General features: G+C 72.4%; 17 protein-coding genes. 4 read left to right on the top strand and 13 right to left on the bottom strand.

What is annotated here, in order from left to right; all coding sequences use genetic code 11:
- Positions 1-8: 8 nt before the first annotated feature.
- The 6 genes from OG252_RS42090 to OG252_RS42115 all read right to left on the bottom strand — a co-directional run bounded on the left by OG252_RS42090 (position 9) and on the right by OG252_RS42115 (position 7,363).
- Complete coding sequence (locus OG252_RS42090) at positions 9-1,022, bottom strand: hemolysin family protein (RefSeq protein WP_266443645.1); 1,014 nt, start codon at positions 1,020-1,022, stop codon at positions 9-11.
- Positions 1,019-2,353, bottom strand: a complete 1,335-nt coding sequence (locus OG252_RS42095; protein WP_266443647.1) for a hemolysin family protein — start codon at positions 2,351-2,353, stop codon at positions 1,019-1,021. The genes OG252_RS42090 and OG252_RS42095 overlap by 4 nt, the downstream gene beginning before the upstream one ends.
- Positions 2,354-2,520: 167 nt before the next feature.
- Positions 2,521-2,946: a GNAT family N-acetyltransferase gene (locus OG252_RS42100; protein ID WP_266443652.1), complete on the bottom strand. Its 426-nt coding sequence runs from the start codon at positions 2,944-2,946 to the stop codon at positions 2,521-2,523.
- 77 nt (positions 2,947-3,023) lie between these two features.
- A complete protein-coding gene (locus OG252_RS42105; RefSeq protein WP_266443655.1) occupies positions 3,024-3,908 on the bottom strand; it encodes an LLM class F420-dependent oxidoreductase in 885 nt (294 codons plus the stop codon).
- Positions 3,909-3,954: 46 nt separating this feature from the next.
- Positions 3,955-6,522, bottom strand: coding sequence for an ABC transporter permease (locus OG252_RS42110; RefSeq protein ID WP_266443658.1), 2,568 nt, complete (start codon positions 6,520-6,522; stop codon positions 3,955-3,957).
- 4 nt (positions 6,523-6,526) lie between these two features.
- Entirely contained in the window at positions 6,527-7,363 is an 837-nt protein-coding gene (locus tag OG252_RS42115) for an ABC transporter ATP-binding protein (RefSeq protein ID WP_266443661.1), read from the bottom strand.
- 209 nt (positions 7,364-7,572) lie between these two features.
- Between OG252_RS42115 and OG252_RS42120 the strand changes: the two genes are divergently transcribed.
- Both OG252_RS42120 and OG252_RS42125 read left to right on the top strand, forming a co-directional pair.
- Positions 7,573-7,791, top strand: a complete 219-nt coding sequence (locus OG252_RS42120) for a toxin-antitoxin system HicB family antitoxin (protein WP_266443663.1) — start codon at positions 7,573-7,575, stop codon at positions 7,789-7,791.
- A gap of 4 nt (positions 7,792-7,795) precedes the next feature.
- Positions 7,796-8,170 carry a fic family toxin-antitoxin system, toxin component gene (locus OG252_RS42125; protein WP_266443666.1) on the top strand — a complete coding sequence of 125 codons (375 nt, stop codon included), beginning with the start codon at positions 7,796-7,798 and terminating at the stop codon, positions 8,168-8,170.
- Between the two features lie 22 nt (positions 8,171-8,192).
- Here OG252_RS42125 and OG252_RS42130 read toward each other — a convergent pair whose 3' ends face one another.
- A complete protein-coding gene (locus tag OG252_RS42130) occupies positions 8,193-8,882 on the bottom strand; it encodes a class I SAM-dependent methyltransferase (RefSeq protein ID WP_329342790.1) in 690 nt (229 codons plus the stop codon).
- Positions 8,883-8,954: 72 nt separating this feature from the next.
- Positions 8,955-9,641 (bottom strand): esterase/lipase family protein, encoded by a 687-nt coding sequence (locus OG252_RS42135; RefSeq protein WP_266443671.1) that lies wholly within the window; start codon positions 9,639-9,641, stop codon positions 8,955-8,957.
- A gap of 115 nt (positions 9,642-9,756) precedes the next feature.
- On the opposite strand from OG252_RS42135, the gene OG252_RS42140 reads away from it, so the two are divergent.
- A complete protein-coding gene (locus OG252_RS42140) occupies positions 9,757-12,087 on the top strand; it encodes a helix-turn-helix transcriptional regulator (protein ID WP_329342792.1) in 2,331 nt (776 codons plus the stop codon).
- A gap of 250 nt (positions 12,088-12,337) precedes the next feature.
- On the opposite strand, the gene bioD is transcribed toward OG252_RS42140, so the two are convergent.
- The 3 genes from bioD to bioB are packed head-to-tail and all read right to left on the bottom strand — an operon-like array spanning position 12,338 to position 15,538.
- A complete protein-coding gene (gene bioD / locus OG252_RS42145) occupies positions 12,338-13,054 on the bottom strand; it encodes a dethiobiotin synthase (RefSeq protein ID WP_329342794.1) in 717 nt (238 codons plus the stop codon).
- A gap of 14 nt (positions 13,055-13,068) precedes the next feature.
- On the bottom strand, positions 13,069-14,358 hold the full coding sequence (locus tag OG252_RS42150) for an adenosylmethionine--8-amino-7-oxononanoate transaminase (protein WP_329342796.1): 1,290 nt from the start codon (positions 14,356-14,358) through the stop codon (positions 13,069-13,071).
- Positions 14,351-15,538, bottom strand: coding sequence for a biotin synthase BioB (gene bioB, locus OG252_RS42155; RefSeq protein ID WP_329342798.1), 1,188 nt, complete (start codon positions 15,536-15,538; stop codon positions 14,351-14,353). Before bioB ends, OG252_RS42150 begins: the two co-directional genes overlap by 8 nt.
- A gap of 167 nt (positions 15,539-15,705) precedes the next feature.
- On the opposite strand from bioB, the gene OG252_RS42160 reads away from it, so the two are divergent.
- The gene (locus OG252_RS42160) at positions 15,706-16,833 is read left to right on the top strand and encodes an 8-amino-7-oxononanoate synthase (protein ID WP_329342801.1); all 1,128 of its coding nucleotides are present in this window, start codon (positions 15,706-15,708) and stop codon (positions 16,831-16,833) included.
- Between the two features lie 42 nt (positions 16,834-16,875).
- Here the strand turns inward: OG252_RS42160 and OG252_RS42165 are convergent, their stop codons facing one another.
- Together OG252_RS42165 and OG252_RS42170 are read right to left on the bottom strand one after the other, a co-directional pair.
- On the bottom strand, positions 16,876-17,106 hold the full coding sequence (locus tag OG252_RS42165; RefSeq protein ID WP_266443683.1) for a DUF397 domain-containing protein: 231 nt from the start codon (positions 17,104-17,106) through the stop codon (positions 16,876-16,878).
- Between the two features lie 9 nt (positions 17,107-17,115).
- The gene (locus OG252_RS42170; RefSeq protein ID WP_266443688.1) at positions 17,116-17,976 is read right to left on the bottom strand and encodes a helix-turn-helix domain-containing protein; all 861 of its coding nucleotides are present in this window, start codon (positions 17,974-17,976) and stop codon (positions 17,116-17,118) included.
- Between the last annotated feature and the right edge of the window lie 46 nt (positions 17,977-18,022).

Below are 18,022 nucleotides of genomic sequence, written 5' to 3' on the forward strand. Positions count from 1 at the left end.
CTCACTGATCAGGCCCGCTGCCCGAACAGCTCCCGCAGCACGTCCTCCATGGTCACCAGGCCGGTCAGCCGCCCGTCGGAGCCCAGCACGGCCGCGAGATGCGTACGGCTGCCCCGCATCGCCGTCAGGACGTCGTCCAGCGGGGTGCTCTCCCGCACCCGGGCGCTGGGCCGCATGTCCTGCACCCGGAACGGCACGTCCCGCGGAGCGGCGTCCAGCGCGTCCTTCACATGCAGGTAGCCGACGATGCGGCGCCCGTCGTCCACCACCGGGAAGCGGGAGAACCCGGACTCGGCCGACAGCTGCTCCAGCTGTTCCGGAGTGATGCCCACGCGCGCGTAGACGACACGTTCCAGGGGCAGCACCACGTCCCGCACCGGCCGGCGCCCCAGTTCCAGCGCGTCGTGCAGCCGCTCCCGCGCACGGTCGTCGATCAGACCCGCCTCGCCGGAGTCCCGCACGATCCGGGCCAGCTCGGCGTCCGAGAAGGTGGCCGCGACCTCGTCCTTGGTCTCGACCCTGAGGAGCTTCAGCAGGGTGTTGGCGAAGGCGTTGATCGTGAAGATCACCGGTCGCAGCGCCCGGGACAGGGCGACCAGCGGCGGGCCGAGCACCAGCGCGCTGCGCACCGGCTCCGCGAGCGCGATGTTCTTCGGGATCATCTCGCCGAGCAGCATGTGCAGATACGTCGCCAGGGTCAGCGCGATCACGAAGGAGACCGCGTGTCCGGCGCCGGCGGGCACCCCCATGGCATGGAACACCGGCTCCAGCAGATGCGCGATGGCCGGCTCCGCGACCACACCCAGGACCAGCGTGCACAGCGTGATGCCGAGCTGTGCGGCCGCCATCAGCGCGGACACGTGCTGCAGACCCCACAGCACGCTCTTCGCGCGCCGGTCGCCCTGGTCGGCATGCGGCTCGATCTGGCTGCGGCGTACGGAGATCAGCGCGAACTCCGCGCCCACGAAGAAGGCGTTGACGACGAGGGTCGCCAGCCCGATCAGCAACTGAACGGCGGTCACTTGCCCTCCACCTCCGTCATCCCTTCATGCAGCGGTGCGTGCAGCAGCAGCCGCGCGGCCCTGCGGCCCGACGCGTCCACCACGTCCAGCAGCCAGCCCGCGACCTCGACCCGGTCCTCGACGGCGGGGATGCGGCCGAGCTCCGTCGCGACAAGGCCGGCCAGGGTCTCGTACGGCCCCTCGGGGGCCCTCAGGCCCACGCGGGCGAGCTGGTCGGTGCGGGTGGAGCCGTCCGCGGAGTACAGGGCGCGGCCCTCCTCGTCGGTGCCGGCCCGGGCCAGGTCGGGCGTCTCGTGCGGGTCGTGCTCGTCCCGCACCTCGCCGACGACCTCCTCGACGATGTCCTCCAGCGTGGCCACGCCCGCCGTGCCGCCGTACTCGTCGATGACCACGGCCATCGTGCGCTTGCCGGACAGCCGGTCCAGGAGCCGGTCGACGGTGAGGGACTCCGGGACCAGGAGCGGCTCGCGCATCAGCTCGGACACGGACACGCGGGTGCGGAGCTCGGCGGGGACCGCCAGGACGTCCTTGATGTGCGCGGTGCCCACGACCGAGTCGAGGTTGCCGCGGTAGACCGGGAACCGGGACAGGCCGGTCGCCCGGGTCGCGTTCGCCACGTCCTCGCAGGTCGCCTGCGCGTCCAGGGCGATGACCTGGACGCGCGGAGTCATCACGTTCTCCGCGGTCAGGTCGGCGAGGTTCAGCGTCCGTACGAACAGCTCGGCGGTGTCCGCCTCCAGGGCGCCCTCCCGCGCGGAGTGCCGGGCCAGCGCGGCCAGCTCCTGCGGCCCGCGCGCCGAGGCCAGCTCCTCGGCGGGCTCCAGACCGAAGAGGCGCACCGCGCGGTTGGCGGTGTTGTTGAGGTGGGTGATGAAGGGGCGGAACGCGGCGCTGAACCAGCGCTGGGCGTTGCCCACCCGCTTGGCCACGGCCAGCGGCGAGGAGATCGCCCAGTTCTTCGGCACCAGCTCGCCGACGACCATCAGGAACACCGTCGACAGGGCCGTACCGAGCACCAGGGCCAGGGAACTCGCCGTGGAGCGGGAGACGCCGACCGATTCCAGCGGGCCCGCGATCAGCGCGGCGATCGACGGCTCGGAGAGCATGCCGACCACCAGGTTGGTGACCGTGATGCCGAGCTGCGCGCCGGAGAGCTGGAAGGTCAGGCTGCGTACGGCCTTCAGGGCCCCGGCCGCGCCCCGCTCGCCGCGCTCGACCGCGCGCTCCAGTTCGCCGCGGTCGACGGTGGTCAGCGAGAACTCCGCGGCGACGAAGGCGCCACAGATCAGCGAGAGCAGGATCGCCACCAGCAGCAGAAGCACTTCCGTCATCGGGTCACCTCCGTCCCATGGTCGGGCAGTGCGGGGAGGATCGCGCGATGTCGCGTACTGGTACTGGGAGGTTCGCCCATGGGCGGACGCTCACACCTTTCATGGAGGACCGAGTGGCCCACTAATAGTAAAGGATGGGCAAAAGAGTACGTTCGGTGGCCGGTTCCCTAGTCCGTCAGGGGCTTCACCCAACGTCGCCACTTCTCCTCGGGCGCGTACCCGGCGGCCCGCCACGCGTGGTGCGCGGTCTCGTTGCGCGTCAGCACCATCGCGTCCCCACGACGCCCGCCCAACTGTACGAAACGCTCCTCGGCGGCCGTGAGCAGGGCGCCGCCGATGCCCCGGCGGCGGCGGTCCGGGTGGACCGCGAGCCGGTACAGATGGCAGCGCCAGCCGTCGAAGCCCGCGATCACCGTGCCGACGAGTTCGCCGTCGAGCTCGGCCAGGATCAGCGCCTCGGGGTCACGGGCGACCAGCCGCTCCACGCCGCTCCGGTCGTCGCTGATGCTCGTGCCCTCGGCGGCCACCTTCCAGAAGGCCAGCACGCTGTCGAGGTCGCCGGGCGTCGCGGCCCGTATCCGCAGGTCGGTCATACGGCGATCCCATCACGCCGACCCGGACCGGGACCCGGAATTCCGGCATCCGGACGGTCATCGGCCCTGCGAGACCGTCATCGGCCCCGCAACCGGGCGACCACCGGCGCGAACGCCTCCATGTACGGCTCCAGGACCGTCAGATAAGAGAAGCCGTACCGCTCACGCTGCGCCAGCACCTTCGCGGTGATCTGCTCCAGCGTGCCTGCCAGGACGAGGGGCAGCTCCAGGGCCTGTTCCACGCTGAGGTCGGGCACCCGCTCCACGAGGGGCCGGACGGCCGCCTCCGGGTCGTCGGTGATCGCCACCAGCTGGATGAGGAGGTTCAGTTCGGCCGGCTCCGAACGCCCCTTCGCGAGCTCTCGGTACCGGGCCACGCGCTCGTCGAGTTCCTTGGGAGTGATCGGCAGCATCTTGCCCGCCGCGTCCCCCGGCACCGGGCGCGCGCCGGTGAAGGCCGCGATGTCGGCGTGCTCGGCGGTGAGCCGCAGCATGCGGTCGCCGTTGCCGCCGACCATGAGCGGCACTTTCCGGACAGGCTGAGGTTGGTGTTCCGGGGACGCGAGCAGTCGTCCCAACTCCTCGATCGTGCGCCGCAGATGGTCCACCCGCTCGCCCGGCGAGCCGTACGGAAGGTGGGCCGTGTCGTGCTCGGCCTGTACGTATCCGGTGCCGAGGCCCAGTTCCAGCCGTCCGCCGGTCAGCGCGTCGGTGGTGGCGACCTCGCGGGCCAGCAACGCGGGGTTCCAGAAGCCGGCGTTGAGCACGAAGGTGCCCAGTCGCGGCCGCGTGGTCGCCTCCGCCGCCGCGACCAGCGCCGGGAAGGGCGCGACCATGCCGAGGTGGTCGGGGACCAGGATCACGTCGTAGCCCAGGTCCTCGGCCCGGCGGCACTTGGCGCGCCACTCCTCGGCGGGCGCGGGGACGATCATGCTGGCACCGAAACGGAACGGACGGGACATGAACTCTCCTCGGCAGTAGGCGACTTGAGTACCCGTCCGGATTCCATCACTCGTGCGCGATGGCCGCCAGCACATTCATGCGTGATGCACGCAACGCGGGCAGCAGCGCCGCCACGACACCCACCACCGCCGAGCCGACGACGACCGCGACGATCGTGCCCCAGGGGATCGCGAGCGCGTTCATGCCCTGCAGGGCCAGCACCTGCTGGGTGCACACGCCCCACACCAGCCCCAGCGCGAGCCCCAGGACGGCGCCGAACACCGCGATCACCACCGACTCCAGCCGGATCATCCGGCGCAGCTGACGCCGGGCGAGCCCGATGGCCCGCAGCAGACCGATCTCCCGGGTCCGCTCCACGACCGACAGGGCAAGGGTGTTGACCACGCCGAGGACCGCGATGACGATGGCCAGCCCCAGCAGCGCGTAGACGAGGTAGAGCAGGACCGCGATCTGGTCGTGGACCAGTTCCTTGTAGTCGGCCAGGTCGCGCACCTGCACCTGCGGATACGGGTCGAGCGTCCGCTCCAGGTTGTCGCGCAGCTCGTCGGCGGTCAGTCCGGAGCCGGCGTTCACGTACAGCGCGGAGTCCTGACCGCCCGGCGCGAACTCCTCCAGGGTGTCCAGGCCGAAGTACAGACCGCCCTGGGTCCCGAACCCCTCGGCGGCGTCCTGGTCGGTGAGGGCGCCGACCGTCAGTTCGGTGGTGCGTCCGCCCTGGAACTCGACGGGGATCGTACTGCCGACCCGGACGCCGTGGTCCCGCGCGAAGTCCAGGTCCATGGCGAGGTTCCCGCCCGCGAGCGCGTTCTCGGTGTCGCCCTGCGCGTACGTGATGGTGGCGACCTCGTCGAGCTGCGGGTCGTAGGCCGCGGCGGTCGTCTCGACCCGGTCGCCGTCCGGCAGCCGTACCGCGATCGGGGTGAGCCGCGACCGTACGACGAGTCCCGCGCCCGGCGTGTCCCGCACCGCCTCGGTGACCTCCTGCGGGAAGGGCAGGAAGTTGCCGTTCTGCACGACGAAGTCGGCGCCCAGCGTCTCGTCGATCTGCTGGTCGAAGGACTCGCTCATCGAGGCGCTCGCCACCGACATCCCGCCCACCAGCGCCAGGCCCACCATCAGCGCGGCCGCGGTGGCGCCGGTGCGGCGGGGATTGCGCAGGGCGTTGCGCTGGCTCATGCGGCCCACGGACCCGAACAGCGCCGGGAAGGCGCCGCCGAGCACCCGGATCACCGGCCGCACCAGCAGCGGGCCCGCGATCACGGTGGCGAGGAGGGTGAGGATGATGCCGAGGCCCAGCAGGGAGGCCGCGGAACCGGTCTCGGACGCGGTGACGCAGCCGACGAGCGCGGCCGCGCCGAGTGCCGCGACGACACCGCCGACGATCGCCCGCGTCCGCAGCGGCCGGCCGATCCCGGCGATCTCGGCGTCCGCGAGGGCCGCCATCGGCGAGACGCCCGCCGCGCGCCGGGCCGGTAGGTAGGCCGCGACGAAGGTGACGCCGACACCGACGACGTACGCAGCCACCGGCGTGCCCCAGCCGATCACCATCTCGCTGGACTTGATGTTCATGCCGAGCGCGTTCATCAGCTCGATCAGCCCGGCCGCGAGCCCGATGCCGGTGGCCAGGCCCAGTGTGGAGCCGACCAGGCCGAGCAGCAGCGCCTCGGTGAGGACCGAGCGGCGCACCTGGCGCCGGTCGGCGCCCAGCGCGCGCAGCAGGCCCAGCTCGCGGGTGCGCTGCGCGATCAGCATCGAGAAGGTGTTGACGATGAGGAAAATGCCCACCAGCGTGGCGATGCCGGCGAAGCCGAGCATGACGTACTTGATGATGTCGAGGAATCCGCCGAGCTGTTCGACGTCCGACTCGGCCTGCTCGTCGGCGGTCCGGTAGTCGTAGGTGTCCGTGCCGAGCGCGGCGGCCACGCGCTGCTTCAGCTGAGCGTCGCTCACGCCCTCGTCGGCGTCGACCGAGATGCTGGTCGCGGCCTTCGCGTCGCCCAGCAGCTTCTCCCGCGCGGTCTCGGGGTCGAGGAAGAGCAGCGCGGCGCCGGGGTTCGTGGTGGTGAAGGTGGCGATGCCGACCACCTCGACCTTGAAGGAGCCCGGACCCGCGATCACGCTGAGCGTGTCGCCGATCGTTACGTCCTTGCGGTCGGCGGTCTCCGAGTCGAGCATCGCCTCGGCCGGTCCCCGCGGGGCGTGTCCCGAGGTGAGCTCGACCGGGCTGCGCTCGTCCGGGTTCCAGTCGGTGCCGATGGTGGGGGCGCCGGTGGTCGGCCCGACGGTCTCGTTCTCGTCGTCGACGACGGTGATGTTCTCGACCTCGGCGTCCGAGCGCGCGGCGGCCACCCCGTCGATGGCGGCCACCCGGGCCGCGAGCTCGGCCGGCAGGGTCGCCGTCATGCCGGACGGCACGGTCTCGTCGAGGGTCTCCCTCGGGCTGACGGTGACGTCGGGCGCGGTCGTGGCGAAGAGCCGGTCGAAGGTCCGGCTGAGCGTGTCGGAGAAGATCAGGCTGCCCGCGACGAACGCCACGGACAGGACGACGGCCAGCGCGGAGAGCAGCAGTCGTCCCTTGTGGGCGAGGAAGCTGCGGAGCGTCGCCTTCAGCACGGGATCAGTCCTTGTCGAGGGTGACGTCGGACGGGGTGCCCCCGTCTTCGGCGGTGAACGGCGCGGCCCGGGTCACGTCGAAGCGCTTCATGCGTTCGAGGACCGCCTCCGCGGTCGGCCGCTCCATCTCGTCGACGATCCGCCCGTCCGCGAGGAAGAGCACCAGGTCGGAGTGGGCGGCGGCGCCCGGGTCGTGGCTGACCATGACGACGGTCTGCCCGAGCTGGTCGACCGCCTCGCGCAGGAAGCCGAGGACTTCCAGGCCGGCCCGCGAGTCGAGGTTGCCGGTCGGTTCGTCCGCGAAGATCAGCTCCGGCCGGGAGGCGAGTGCCCGCGCACACGCGACGCGCTGCTGCTGGCCGCCGGACAGCTGGGACGGCCGGTGTTTGAGCCGGTCCCGCAGCCCCAGCGTGTCGATGACCTGGTCCAGCCACTTCTCGTCGGGCTTCTTGCCCGCGATGTCCATCGGCAGGGTGATGTTCTCGGCCGCGTTCAGCGTCGGGATGAGGTTGAACGACTGGAACATGAAGCCGATCCGGTCCCGGCGCAGCCGGGTCAGCTCGCGGTCCTTCAGTCCCGTGATCTCGGTGTCGCCGAGCCATACCTGTCCGGCCGAGACGGTGTCGAGGCCCGCCAGGCAGTGCATCATCGTGGACTTCCCGGAGCCGGATGGCCCCATGACGGCGGTGAACCGGCCGCGTGCGATGTCCACGTCCACCGAGTCCAGGGCCAGCACGGTCGTCTCGCCCGAGCCGTACGCCTTGGTCAGGCCACGGGCGCGGGCGGCGATCCCGTCGGCCGGTGCCTGGCCCGGCACGTGCTGAGCAGCGGGTGTGGACAAGGCTCTCTCCTCGCTCGTGGACGTCGCGCACTCCTGGTCCCGCCCGAGGGTAGTGTGACCGAGCCCACACCCGGTATCCCTCGTGGGGTCGAGTCGGTCTCCGTCGCAGGTCGGGTCCCTGATACCGATGTAAGGGGCACCTTCCCTGCCCGGGTGCGTGACCTGCCCCCCCCTTGCGGGTGCTAGCAATCCGGCGCTAGCTTCAAGGTATGGCGAAGACCCAGCTGAACGTGCGCGTCGACGAGGGCACGGCCCGCGCGGCCCGCGAACGGGCCCTGGCCCGCGGGATGAGCGTCAACCGCTACATCGAGGAACTGGTCAGACAGGACACCGGCGAGGTGGGCCACACCTTCGTGGAGGCCGCCGCCGACTTCATGAAGCAGTACGAGAAGGTGTTCACCGACGAGATCGGCGAAGGGCGCCGCTGATCCGTTGAGCAATCTCCGAATCGACCTCGCCTGGCTCCTGATGCTCGCCGAACAGCGGACCCCCGGAGACCCCCAGGTCACCGACTGGGGTGCCCTCGTCGCCGCTGTCGCGCGCCACCAGGCCGAGATATTCGACGCGCCTGTCTACGACAGCCCGCACGCGCGTGCCGCCGCTCTGCTCCAACTCCTCGTCCACGTCCCCGCGTTGGAACGCTCCAACGCCCTCTTCGCCTCGGCCGTGGCGTACGCCTACCTGGTGGCCAGCGGCCTCAAGGTCGTCACCTCACCCGAGCAGGTGCGTGAACTGGCCCGGCTGGTCAAGAGCGGCGAGGCGTCCGTGCAGGACATCGCGCAGGAACTGCGCCAGTGGAGCGAGTGATCTGCACAGGTGGAGCGAATGATCACGGCTCCTGCGACGCGGGGCGCCACGCGGTGCCCAGCACGCAGTAGGACGTGGGCAGCCTCGGGCCCTTCTCGGGCATCAGCAGCTGCCGGTAGGGGCCGAGCTCGAACCCGGCGTCCCGCAGGGCGGCGATCGGGTCCCGGGCCACATGGCAGCCACCGCTCAGCGGCGGCCAGAGCGTGCGGTCCAGTGCGCGCTGGGTGAGACCCATCGCCCGGCCGCCGCCCCTGCCGTGCTCGAAGAACCGCACCTCGCCACCGGGCCGCAGCACCCGCCGTATCTCGCCGAGGGCCCGCGGCACGTCCCGCACGCTGCACAGCACCAGCGAGATCACCGCCGCGTCGAAGGCCTCGCTCTTGACCGGGAGCGCCTCCGCGGCGCCCGGCACCACGTCGACCGGCACCCCGGAGCGCAGGGCCGCCTCCACGGCCAACTTACGCAGTACGCGCTCCGGTTCGATGGCCACCACCTCCGAGACGGTGCCCGGATAGTGCGCGAAGTTCAGGCCGTTTCCCGCGCCGATCTCGATGACCCGCCCGGACAGCCCGGACAGCAGCCGTTCGCGCACGCCGCCCATGCCCATCCTGGTCTCGGCGCTCACACTGATCCGGGCGTAGTACCGGGCGAACAGCGGGTGGTGGACGGGATCACGGGACACCTTGCCGGATCGCGCGGACCGCAGCGGCATGGCAACCTCCCTGGCAGGCGGGCCTCACCAGGATTGTCCCCCGTACGAGCCCGTCGCACCCCCCGCGGTCCCTCACTCCACGAAGTCGCGCACCTGCTCGTAGACACCGTGGTCGTTGTTCATGTCGGTGTGCGACACGCAGCCGACCTCGACATTGGTGGCGCCGTTCAGGATCGCCGTGGTGTCCGGGGTGAGCGCGTCGTCGCAGTTCGACCAGTAGCTCGCGTACGACACACTGCCCGGTGTCTCGTCGCCGGAGTTCAGCGAGGTGAGGAAGGAACTGCCGGTGTACATCTCCGCGCAGGAGGTGTACAGCCACGAGCACCACGAGGCGGTGGACGTACCGTGGTTGGTGCCGGCGGTCGAGACGAAGTCGTCGACGTACGCCGTCCCGCCGAGGTTCTTCAGGTAGTAGCGGGAGCTGAGCGCGCCCATCGAGTGCACGACCAGGTCGACCTTCGAGGCGCCGGTCCGGGCGAGCACGTTCTGGATCTCGGTGGCCAGTTGCCTGGCGGTCGTCACGTTCGACTGGGACCAGCTGTACGACCAGGCGTCCAGCTCCGCGGCGGTGTAACCGTCGGCCCTGAAGTAGCCGGCCCAGTCGTCCCAGCTGCTGGACGAACTGCTCAGGCCGTGCACGAAGACGATCGGGTTGTGGGTCGCGGCCTGCGCGGGGGCCGCGGCCAGGGAGAGTGACAGAAGGAGCGGTGCCGTCACGGCCGACACGGCCGCGGCGATGCGACGCTTGGAGCGCTGCATGAAGCCTCCTGATACGGGTGGGGTTGTCAGGAGTGTCAGGCCGGGTCTACGCGCGCCGCATCGGCTGAATCGCCGGTCTTTACGGGTGAATTAACGCGCCAGTAACGTCAATGGCGTGGTGACTCCGGTGAACCCCCAGCCCCGCGAGCGCACTTCGCCACCGCTGCGCACGGACACGTGCAAGCGGTCGGCACCCGTGCTCGCCGAAGGCGTCCGCGTCCGAGTGCTGCGTGCCGTGTACGGCGATCCGCGCGCCGCCGCCGAACTCGTACCGCTGCTCACCGAACGGCAGTCGGCGGGCCTGGACCCCCTGCCGACGGAACCGGCCGAACTGGCCCCCGCGTTGCTGCGCGCACACCGCGCGGAGATCCAGGCGCTGCCCGACGACACCCGCCTGCTCCTGCTCCTCGCGGCGGCCGACCAGTACCCGGTGCCCACCCACGCCTTCCTGCGCGCCGTCACGGCCGCCCGCCTCGACACCCGGCCGCTTGAGGCCGCCGAGAAGGCCGGCATCGCGCAGGCCACGGCGGGTGGGGTCGTCTTCCGGGACGCCTGGACCAGGATCGCCGCGTACGAGACCGGCTCCCCGGCGGACCGGCGCGTCGCCCACCGGCTGCTGGCCCGCGTGCTGCGCGGCGACGACGAGACGTCCGGCCGCTCCTGGCACCGCGGCGCGGGCGCCCTCGGCCCGAGCGGCCGGCTCTCGGCGGAACTCGGGACCGCGGCGCGCAACGTGCAGGCCGCGGGCCGGCTCGCCCCGGCCCGGGCCCTCGCCGAACGCGCGGCCGCGCTCAGCTCCGACCCGGGCGAACAGTCCCGCCTCCTCGCCCTCGCCGCCGCGTGCGCCTGGCACTCAGGCGACGGCGACCGCGCCCGCCGGCTGGCCGCCGCCGGCCACGAGGAGGCGCTGACCGGCATCCTCGCCCTGCGGGCGGGCAACGCCTCGGAGGCGTTCGACGCGTTGCTGGGGGCTGCGGTGCGCAGGGCGGCGGGTGAGGGCGGGGGAGGCGACCGCCCTGACGCCTCGTCCGGCGACGGCGACGGCGCGGACGCCGGGGGCGAGTTGCGCCGTACGCCGTCCGTGGCTGCGGTGCGGGGCAGGCAGGCTGCCTCGTCCGCCGGCTCCCAGACGCGCGCCCCCGACCCCGCCGCCCAACTCCTCGCCCGTGCCACCGAAGCCGCCATCTACACCGGTGACCTGCGTCGGTGCCGGGAGGCGGCGCGGGCCGCCGACCGGCTGGGGATCCCGGTGCCCGGGACGCTCGGTGGGCTGGCCGCCGCTTTCGACGGGCGGTACGAGGACGCGCGGGATCTGCTGATGGCGGCGGCCGGGCGGTGCGGTCCCGGTGGGGACCCCACCCTGCTCATCCACGCCGGCATCGCCGCGCTGCTGCTCGGAGACCACACCCGGGCCGCCACCGCCACCCTCCGCGCGGACGCCTCGGCCCGGGCTCGGGGCGCCACGGCCACCGTGGTGCAGGCGATGGAGTTCCGGGCCTACGCCGACTTCTGGACGGGGCGCCCGAAGGCCGGGGAGGCCGCCGCGGCGGACGCGCTGAGGGAGGCGTACGCCACCGGCCAGGACAACGGCGCCTGCCATCTGCAGGCCGCGCTCGCCATGTTCGCGGCGGTCACCGGCGACGCGGACGTCTGCCGCGAACGCGCCGCGACCGCACGGACGTACGCCCTCGCCCGCGGCCTCGGCCTGCCCGCCGCGCTCGCCCAGTGGGCGCTCGCCTACCTCGACCTCAGCACCGGCCGCTTCGCCGCTGCGGCGGCCCGGCTGCGCGCCCTCGCCGGGTTCGGCCCCGGCCACGGCCACCGCGCGATCCGGCACCTGGCCACCCCGCACTACGTCGAGGCCGCCGTCCGCACCGGCGACTCCCGGGTCGCGCGGGTCGCCCACGCCGACTACCACCGGTGGGCGAGCGCGGTGCTCAGCCCCGACGACCTGGCCCTCAGTGCCCGCTGCCGGGCCCTGCTGGCGCCGGACGGGGAGGCCGTGGAGCACTACCGCTGCGCACTCGACCTGCACTCCCACGGCACCCGGGACTTCGAACGCGCCCGCACGGAGCTGCTGTTCGGCAGCGCACTGCGCCGGCTGCGCCGCCGTACCGAGGCACGCGACCGCCTCCACAGCGCCCTGGAGGCGTTCGACTCCTTCGGCGCACCGCACTGCGCGGCCCAGGCCCGCACCGAACTGCGTGCCCTGGGCGCGCCGACGGCACCCGCCCACACCGCCCCCGACACCCCCACGGCCCGCCTCACCGCCCAGCAGCTCCGGGTCGCCAAGATGGCCGCCGAGGGCGCCACCAACCGCGAGATCGCCGACCGCCTGGCGCTCAGCCCGCGCACGATCGACCACCATCTGCGCGGCGTCTTCACCCGGCTTGGCATCCGCTCCCGCATCGAACTGGTGAGGCTCCTCGCGGAAGCCGGCGACTAGGGCCTGTCCGGCGGATCAGGTCGCAGGAAGTCGGCGGTGCGTGATCGACGCGGGTGAGCGGGGCATGGTGCGTCGAGCTGCAAGGCGGAGGAGGGCGTCGATGCGATGGGGGTCCCCCCGCTCGAGCGAAGTCGAGAGTGGGGGAATCGGCAACCGACGACAACGCCGCAGATCGGCGCCCGCCGCGGAGCGGCTGATGTCACTGCGGCCCCGCGTCTGCGACCTGATCCGCCGGACAGGCCCTGGGGGCCTAGGGAGCCTCCCGCCTCCAGAACGCCTCCGCGTCCCACGTCCCGTCCAGCCGCGGCGCCAGCCAACCCGGCGCCGCGGTACGGAAGTCGGCGGGATCGAGGGCCCCGGCACCGGCGGGCAGGGCGCCCAGCAGCGGGGCCCCGGACACGTCCGGCAGGTCCGCCAGATTGCAGCGCGAGGCGAGATCGGGTGCCTCGGGCCAGCTGCCGATCAGGATTCCGGCCAAGTCGAGCTCACGTCTACGGAGTTCACGGGCCGTCAGTTCCGTGGTGTTCAGCGTGCCCAGGCCCGCCGCTGCCACCACCAGCACCGGTGCCGCCAGCAGCGCGGCCGCGTCGGCCAGCGTCCCGCCCACCGCGTCGAACCGCACGAGCAGTCCGCCCGCCCCCTCGACCAGCACCAGGTCGTGCTCGGTGGCCAGCTTGGCGGCGGCCTCGGCGACCTCCTGGGGACGCACCGGCGCCCGCCCCGCCCGCCGCGCGGCCGTGGCCGGTGCCAACGGCTCGGGAAAACGGGCGAGTTCGGCGGCTGTTACGGCACCCGCGAGCCGCGCCACCTCGGAGGCGTCCCCGGGCTCGTCCGGCCGTACGCCCGTCTGCGCGGCCTTGAGCACGGCCACCGAGCGTCCGGCGGCGAGCGCAGCGGCGGCCACGGCGGCGGTCGCGACCGTCTTGCCGACCTCCGTGCCCGTGCCCGTGATCACCAGTACCGGCATGTCATCCCTCCCGCTCACCCTTCGCGCGCCGCCGCGCACACCGCGCGCGCGATCCGCGTCACGTCCGCGTCGCCCGTGACGTACGGCGGCATCGTGTACACGAGGTCGCGGAACGGCCGCAGCCACACGCCCTCGCGCACGGCGGCTTCCGTGGCCGCCTTCATGTCCGCGGCGTGGTCGAGCTGCACGACCCCGATGGCGCCGAGGACCCGGACGTCCTTCACGCCCGGGACACCAAGAGCGGGCGCCAGCCCGTCCCGCAGCCCCGCCTCGATCCGCTTGACCTCCGCGAGCCAGTCCTGGCCCAGCAGCAGCTCGATCGAGGCGCAGGCGACCGAGGCGGCGAGGGGATTGCCCATGAAGGTCGGGCCGTGGGCGAGGACCGGGACCTCGCCCCGCGAGATGCCGTCGGCCACGCGCGCGGTGCACAGGGTGGCCGCCATGGTCATATAGCCGCCGGTCAGCGCCTTGCCCACGCACATCACGTCCGGGGTCACCGCCGCGTGCTCCGCCGCGAACAGCGCGCCGGTGCGGCCGAACCCGGTCGCGATCTCGTCGAACACCAGCAGCACGCCGTGCGCGTCGCACGCCTCGCGCAGCACCCGCAGGTACGCGGGGGAGTGGAACCGCATCCCGCCCGCGCCCTGCACCACCGGCTCGACGATCACCGCGGCCAGCTCGTCGGCGTGCCGCTCGATCAGCGCGCGCAGCCGGTCGGCGTACGCCTCCTCGTACTCCGCCGGCGGCGGGTCCGCGAACACCTGGCGCTGGAGCACCCCGGACCACAGCTCGTGCATCCCGCCCTCGGGGTCGCACACCGACATCGGCTGCCAGGTGTCGCCGTGGTAGCCGCCGCGCCAGGTCAACAGGCGCTGCTTGGCAGGCCGCCCCAGCGAGCGCCAGTACTGCAGGCACATCTTGACCGCGACCTCGACCGACACCGACCCGGAGTCGGCGAGGAAGACATGCTCCAGGCCGTCCGGCGACATGTCGACAAGGAGCTTCGCGAGCCGTACGGCGGGCTCGTGGGTGAGCCCGCCGAACATCACGTGGCTCATCCGGCCGAGCTGCTCGCGCGCGGCCTCGTTGAGCACCGGGTGGTTGTAGCCGTGGATCGCCGACCACCAGGACGACATGCCGTCGACCAGCTCGCCCGAGCCGTCGGCCAGGCGCAGCCGTACCCCGCTCGCCGACTCCACGACGAGCGGTTCCTGCCGGCCGGGCATGGGCCCGTACGGATGCCAGACGTGCCGCCGGTCCAGCTCCAGCAACTCGGCGACAGGCAGGCCGGTCAGGTCAGGCATTGGGCGCGAGGTCCGTTCCGGCGCCTCGACGGCGTACGGCCACCAGGTCCGTACGAGGCTCGCCCGCAGGCGCGGCGGCCGGAGCTGCGGCCGGAGCGGACCCGCACGCGCCGCCCCCTTCGTGCGACCCGCACCCGCCCCCGCCCTCGTGCGACCCGCACCCGCCCCCGGCAGTCACCCGGTGCTCCGGCAGCGTCACCTGGTCGGTGCCCTCCACCTCGAACCCGGCGTCCGCGATCATGTCCAGGTCGGCCTTGCCGGCCTGGCCCTCCGTCGTGAGGTAGTCGCCCAGGAAGATCGAGTTGGCCAGGTGCAGGGCGAGCGGCTGCATCGAGCGCAGATGGACCTCGCGGCCGCCCGCGATACGCACCTCGACGTCCGGGCAGACGAACCGGACCATCGCCAGGATCCGCAGGCAGCGCTGCGGGGTGAGGTTCCACTCCTTGGCGAGCGGGGTGCCCTCGACCGGGATCAGGAAGTTGACCGGCACCGAGTCCGCGTCCAGCTCGCGCAGCGAGAAGACCACGTCGATCAGGTCCTCGTCGCGCTCGCCCATGCCCGCGATCAGCCCGGAGCAGGCGGACAGCCCGGCCGCGTGCGCCTTCTGCACGGTGTCCACCCGGTCGGCGTACGTGTGCGTGGTCGTGATGTCCCCGTACGTCTCCTCGGACGTGTTGAGGTTGTGGTTGTAGGCGTCCGCGCCCGCCGCGCGCAGCCGCTCCGCCTGGCCGTCGGAGAGCAGGCCGAGGCAGGCGCACACCTCGACGCCCTCGTTCTGGTCCTTGATCGCCTTGATGGTGTCGGAGACCCGGTCCACGTCCCGGTCGGTGGGCCCGCGCCCACTGGCCACCAGACACACCCGTTTGGCGCCTCCCGCCAACCCGGCCGCGGCGGCCTTCGAGGCGTCGTCGGGCTTGAGCCAGGTGTACTTGAGGATGCCGGCCTTGGAGCCGAGCCGCTGGGAGCAGTAGGAACAGTCCTCCGGGCACAGGCCCGACTTGAGGTTGACCAGGTAGTTCAGTTTCACCCGTCGCCCGAACCAGTGCCGGCGCACCTTGCCGGCCGCGGCCACCACATCGAGCAGGTCGTCGTCGGAAGTGGCGAGGACGGCCAGCGCCTCCTCGCGGGTCGGCAGCTCGCGCCGAAGCCCCTTGTCCACCAGCGTGTTCAGCAGGTCCATGAGAGCCGATCCTGTCTTACGCAGCCGCCTTCGGCCAAGGAGAGTTCGCACAACAGAGGCGCTTCGACGTGTGGGTATTGCCACATCATGGGGGCCCGGCAGTCCCGCTAGTGTCTGTGGACTGCCTACAAATCACCGGCACTGTCTACCCATTCCCTGGAGGGCCGATGGCGTTCGCCTGGATCGACGAGCAGGCCGAGCTGCGCCGCCGCGCCGGACTCGTACGGACGCTGCGCCCCCGCCCTTCCGACTCCCCGCTCCTGGACCTGGCGAGCAACGACTACCTGGGCCTGGCCCGGCACCGGGAGGTCACCGAGGGCGCGGCGCGGGCCGCGCGGACCTGGGGCGGCGGCTCGACGGGCTCCCGGCTCGTCACCGGCACCACGGAGCTGCACCAGGAACTGGAACGCGAGCTGGCCGACTTCTGCGGCTTCGAGGCGGCGCTCGTCTTCTCCTCGGGCTACGCGGCCAACCTCGCCGCGGTCACCGCGCTGGCGCCGCACGGTTCGCTGATCGTCTCCGACGCGGGCAACCACGCCTCGCTCATCGACGGCTGCCGGCTGGCCCGCGGGAGCACGCAGGTCGTCGCGCACGCCGATCCGGACGCCGTACGCAAGGCGCTCCTGACCCACGAGGGACCCGCCGTCGTCGTCTCCGACACGGTCTTCTCCGTCGACGGCGACGCTGCCCCGCTGGCCGGGCTCGCCGAAGCGTGCCGGGAGCGCGGCGCGGGACTGGTGGTCGACGACGCCCACGGTCTCGGGGTCCTCGGCGACGGCGGCCGCGGCGCCCCGCAGGCGGCGGGCCTCGCGGGCGCCGACGACGTCGTCGTGACGGTCACGCTGTCCAAGTCGCTCGGCAGCCAGGGCGGTGCCGTCCTCGGTCCCGCCGGGGTGATCGACCACCTGGTCAACGCGGCCCGGACGTTCATCTTCGACACCGGCCTCGCCCCCGCGGCGGCGGGCGCGGCCCTGGCGGCCGTGCGCCTGCTGCGCCGCGAGCCGGAGCGGGCGGCGCGGGCGCGCGCGGTCGCCGCCGAGCTGCACGCACGCCTGAGCGCCGCGGGTCTGGAAGCGGTACGTCCGGACGCCGCGGTCGTCTCCGTGCGCGCACCGTCCCCGGAGGGTGCCGTGCGCTGGGCGGCCGACTGTCGTGCGCAGGGGCTGGCCGTGGGCTGCTTCCGTCCTCCTTCCGTGCCCGACGGCATCTCCCGGCTGAGGCTGACCGCCCGCGCGGACCTCCTGGACGGGCAGATCGAACGCGCTGTAGGGGTGATCGGCGAGACGCGACCGTGAGTCGGCGTGCCACGGCCGTGCGTCGCCAGATGACTGAACGGGTCAGATGTGGTGCACCGCGGCCGTGAAACCCGCCCAGCTCTCGGGGGAGAAGAGCAGCGCGGGTCCGGCCGGGTTCTTCGAGTCGCGCACGGCGAGCAGTCCCGCCGAGTGCCCGGCCACGAGCCGGGCGGTCTCGACGCAGTTGTTCGCTCCTGTGCTGTAACTGCTGCGCAGCCACCGCAGGCCGGGCAGATCAGTACCGGAAAGTACGTGCCGAGGCAGGGCAGACATGGTGCCTCCTTACGCGCCGTCACCTACAGCGGCGATGTAGTCCAACGAGTCCTCGGGCGAAAGGGCGTGGAACTGAAGGGCGTTGAAGGCCTCGGTGTAGGCCTGGAGGTCTTCTTTCCGCTCGAGATAGAGGCTACTCGTCAAGTGGTCGAGAACAACCACATCCAGATCAGATGTGCGCGAAAATGAGAAAATAACGAAAGGGCCGGTGACGCCGATGTGCGCGCCGGCCGCGAACGGCAGTACCTGCAACCGCACTTGGGGCAGCCGCGCCGCTTCCACCAGCCGTGCCAGCTGCCGCGCCATGATGTCGGGGCCGCCCACCTCCCGCCGCAGCACGGCCTCGTCCAGGACGGCACTCAGCTCCAGCGGCGGATGCGAACGCAGCACGTCCTGCCGGGCCAGGCGCACCTCGACCAGGGCGTCCAGCTTCTCCTCGTCCAGCCCGTCCACCGCCGCCTTCGTCACCGCCCGGGCGTACTCGGGGGTCTGCAGGAGCCCGGGCACCACAGAGATCTCCAGGGTGCGCATCGTGCTCGCCTGCGACTCCAGGCTGATGAAGTCCCGGTAGGTCGGCGGCAGCACCCCGCGGTACGCGTGCCACCAGTGGTGGCGGCCGCCGCCCTCGTCGGATCCCGCCAACATCAGGAGCAACTCCCGTAGTTGGGAGTCGTGCACCCCGTAGGCGTCGAGGAGTAACCGAACATCGGCCGGTTTCACACCGCTCGCGCCGGTCTCGATCCGGCTCACCTTGGACTGGTGCCACCCCACGAGCCGGGCCGCCTCACCACTCGTGAGCTCCGCACCGGTGCGCAGCGCACGCAGTTCGGCGCCCAGCTTCCGGCGGCGCACCGCGGGACCGTGCTGCATGGGGCTACTCCTTACTCCAACCGAGGCACCCAAATACGCTCTGCCG

Origin of the sequence: Streptomyces sp. NBC_01352 (assembly GCF_036237295.1) — a bacterium.
Taxonomy (GTDB): domain Bacteria; phylum Actinomycetota; class Actinomycetes; order Streptomycetales; family Streptomycetaceae; genus Streptomyces; species Streptomyces plumbiresistens.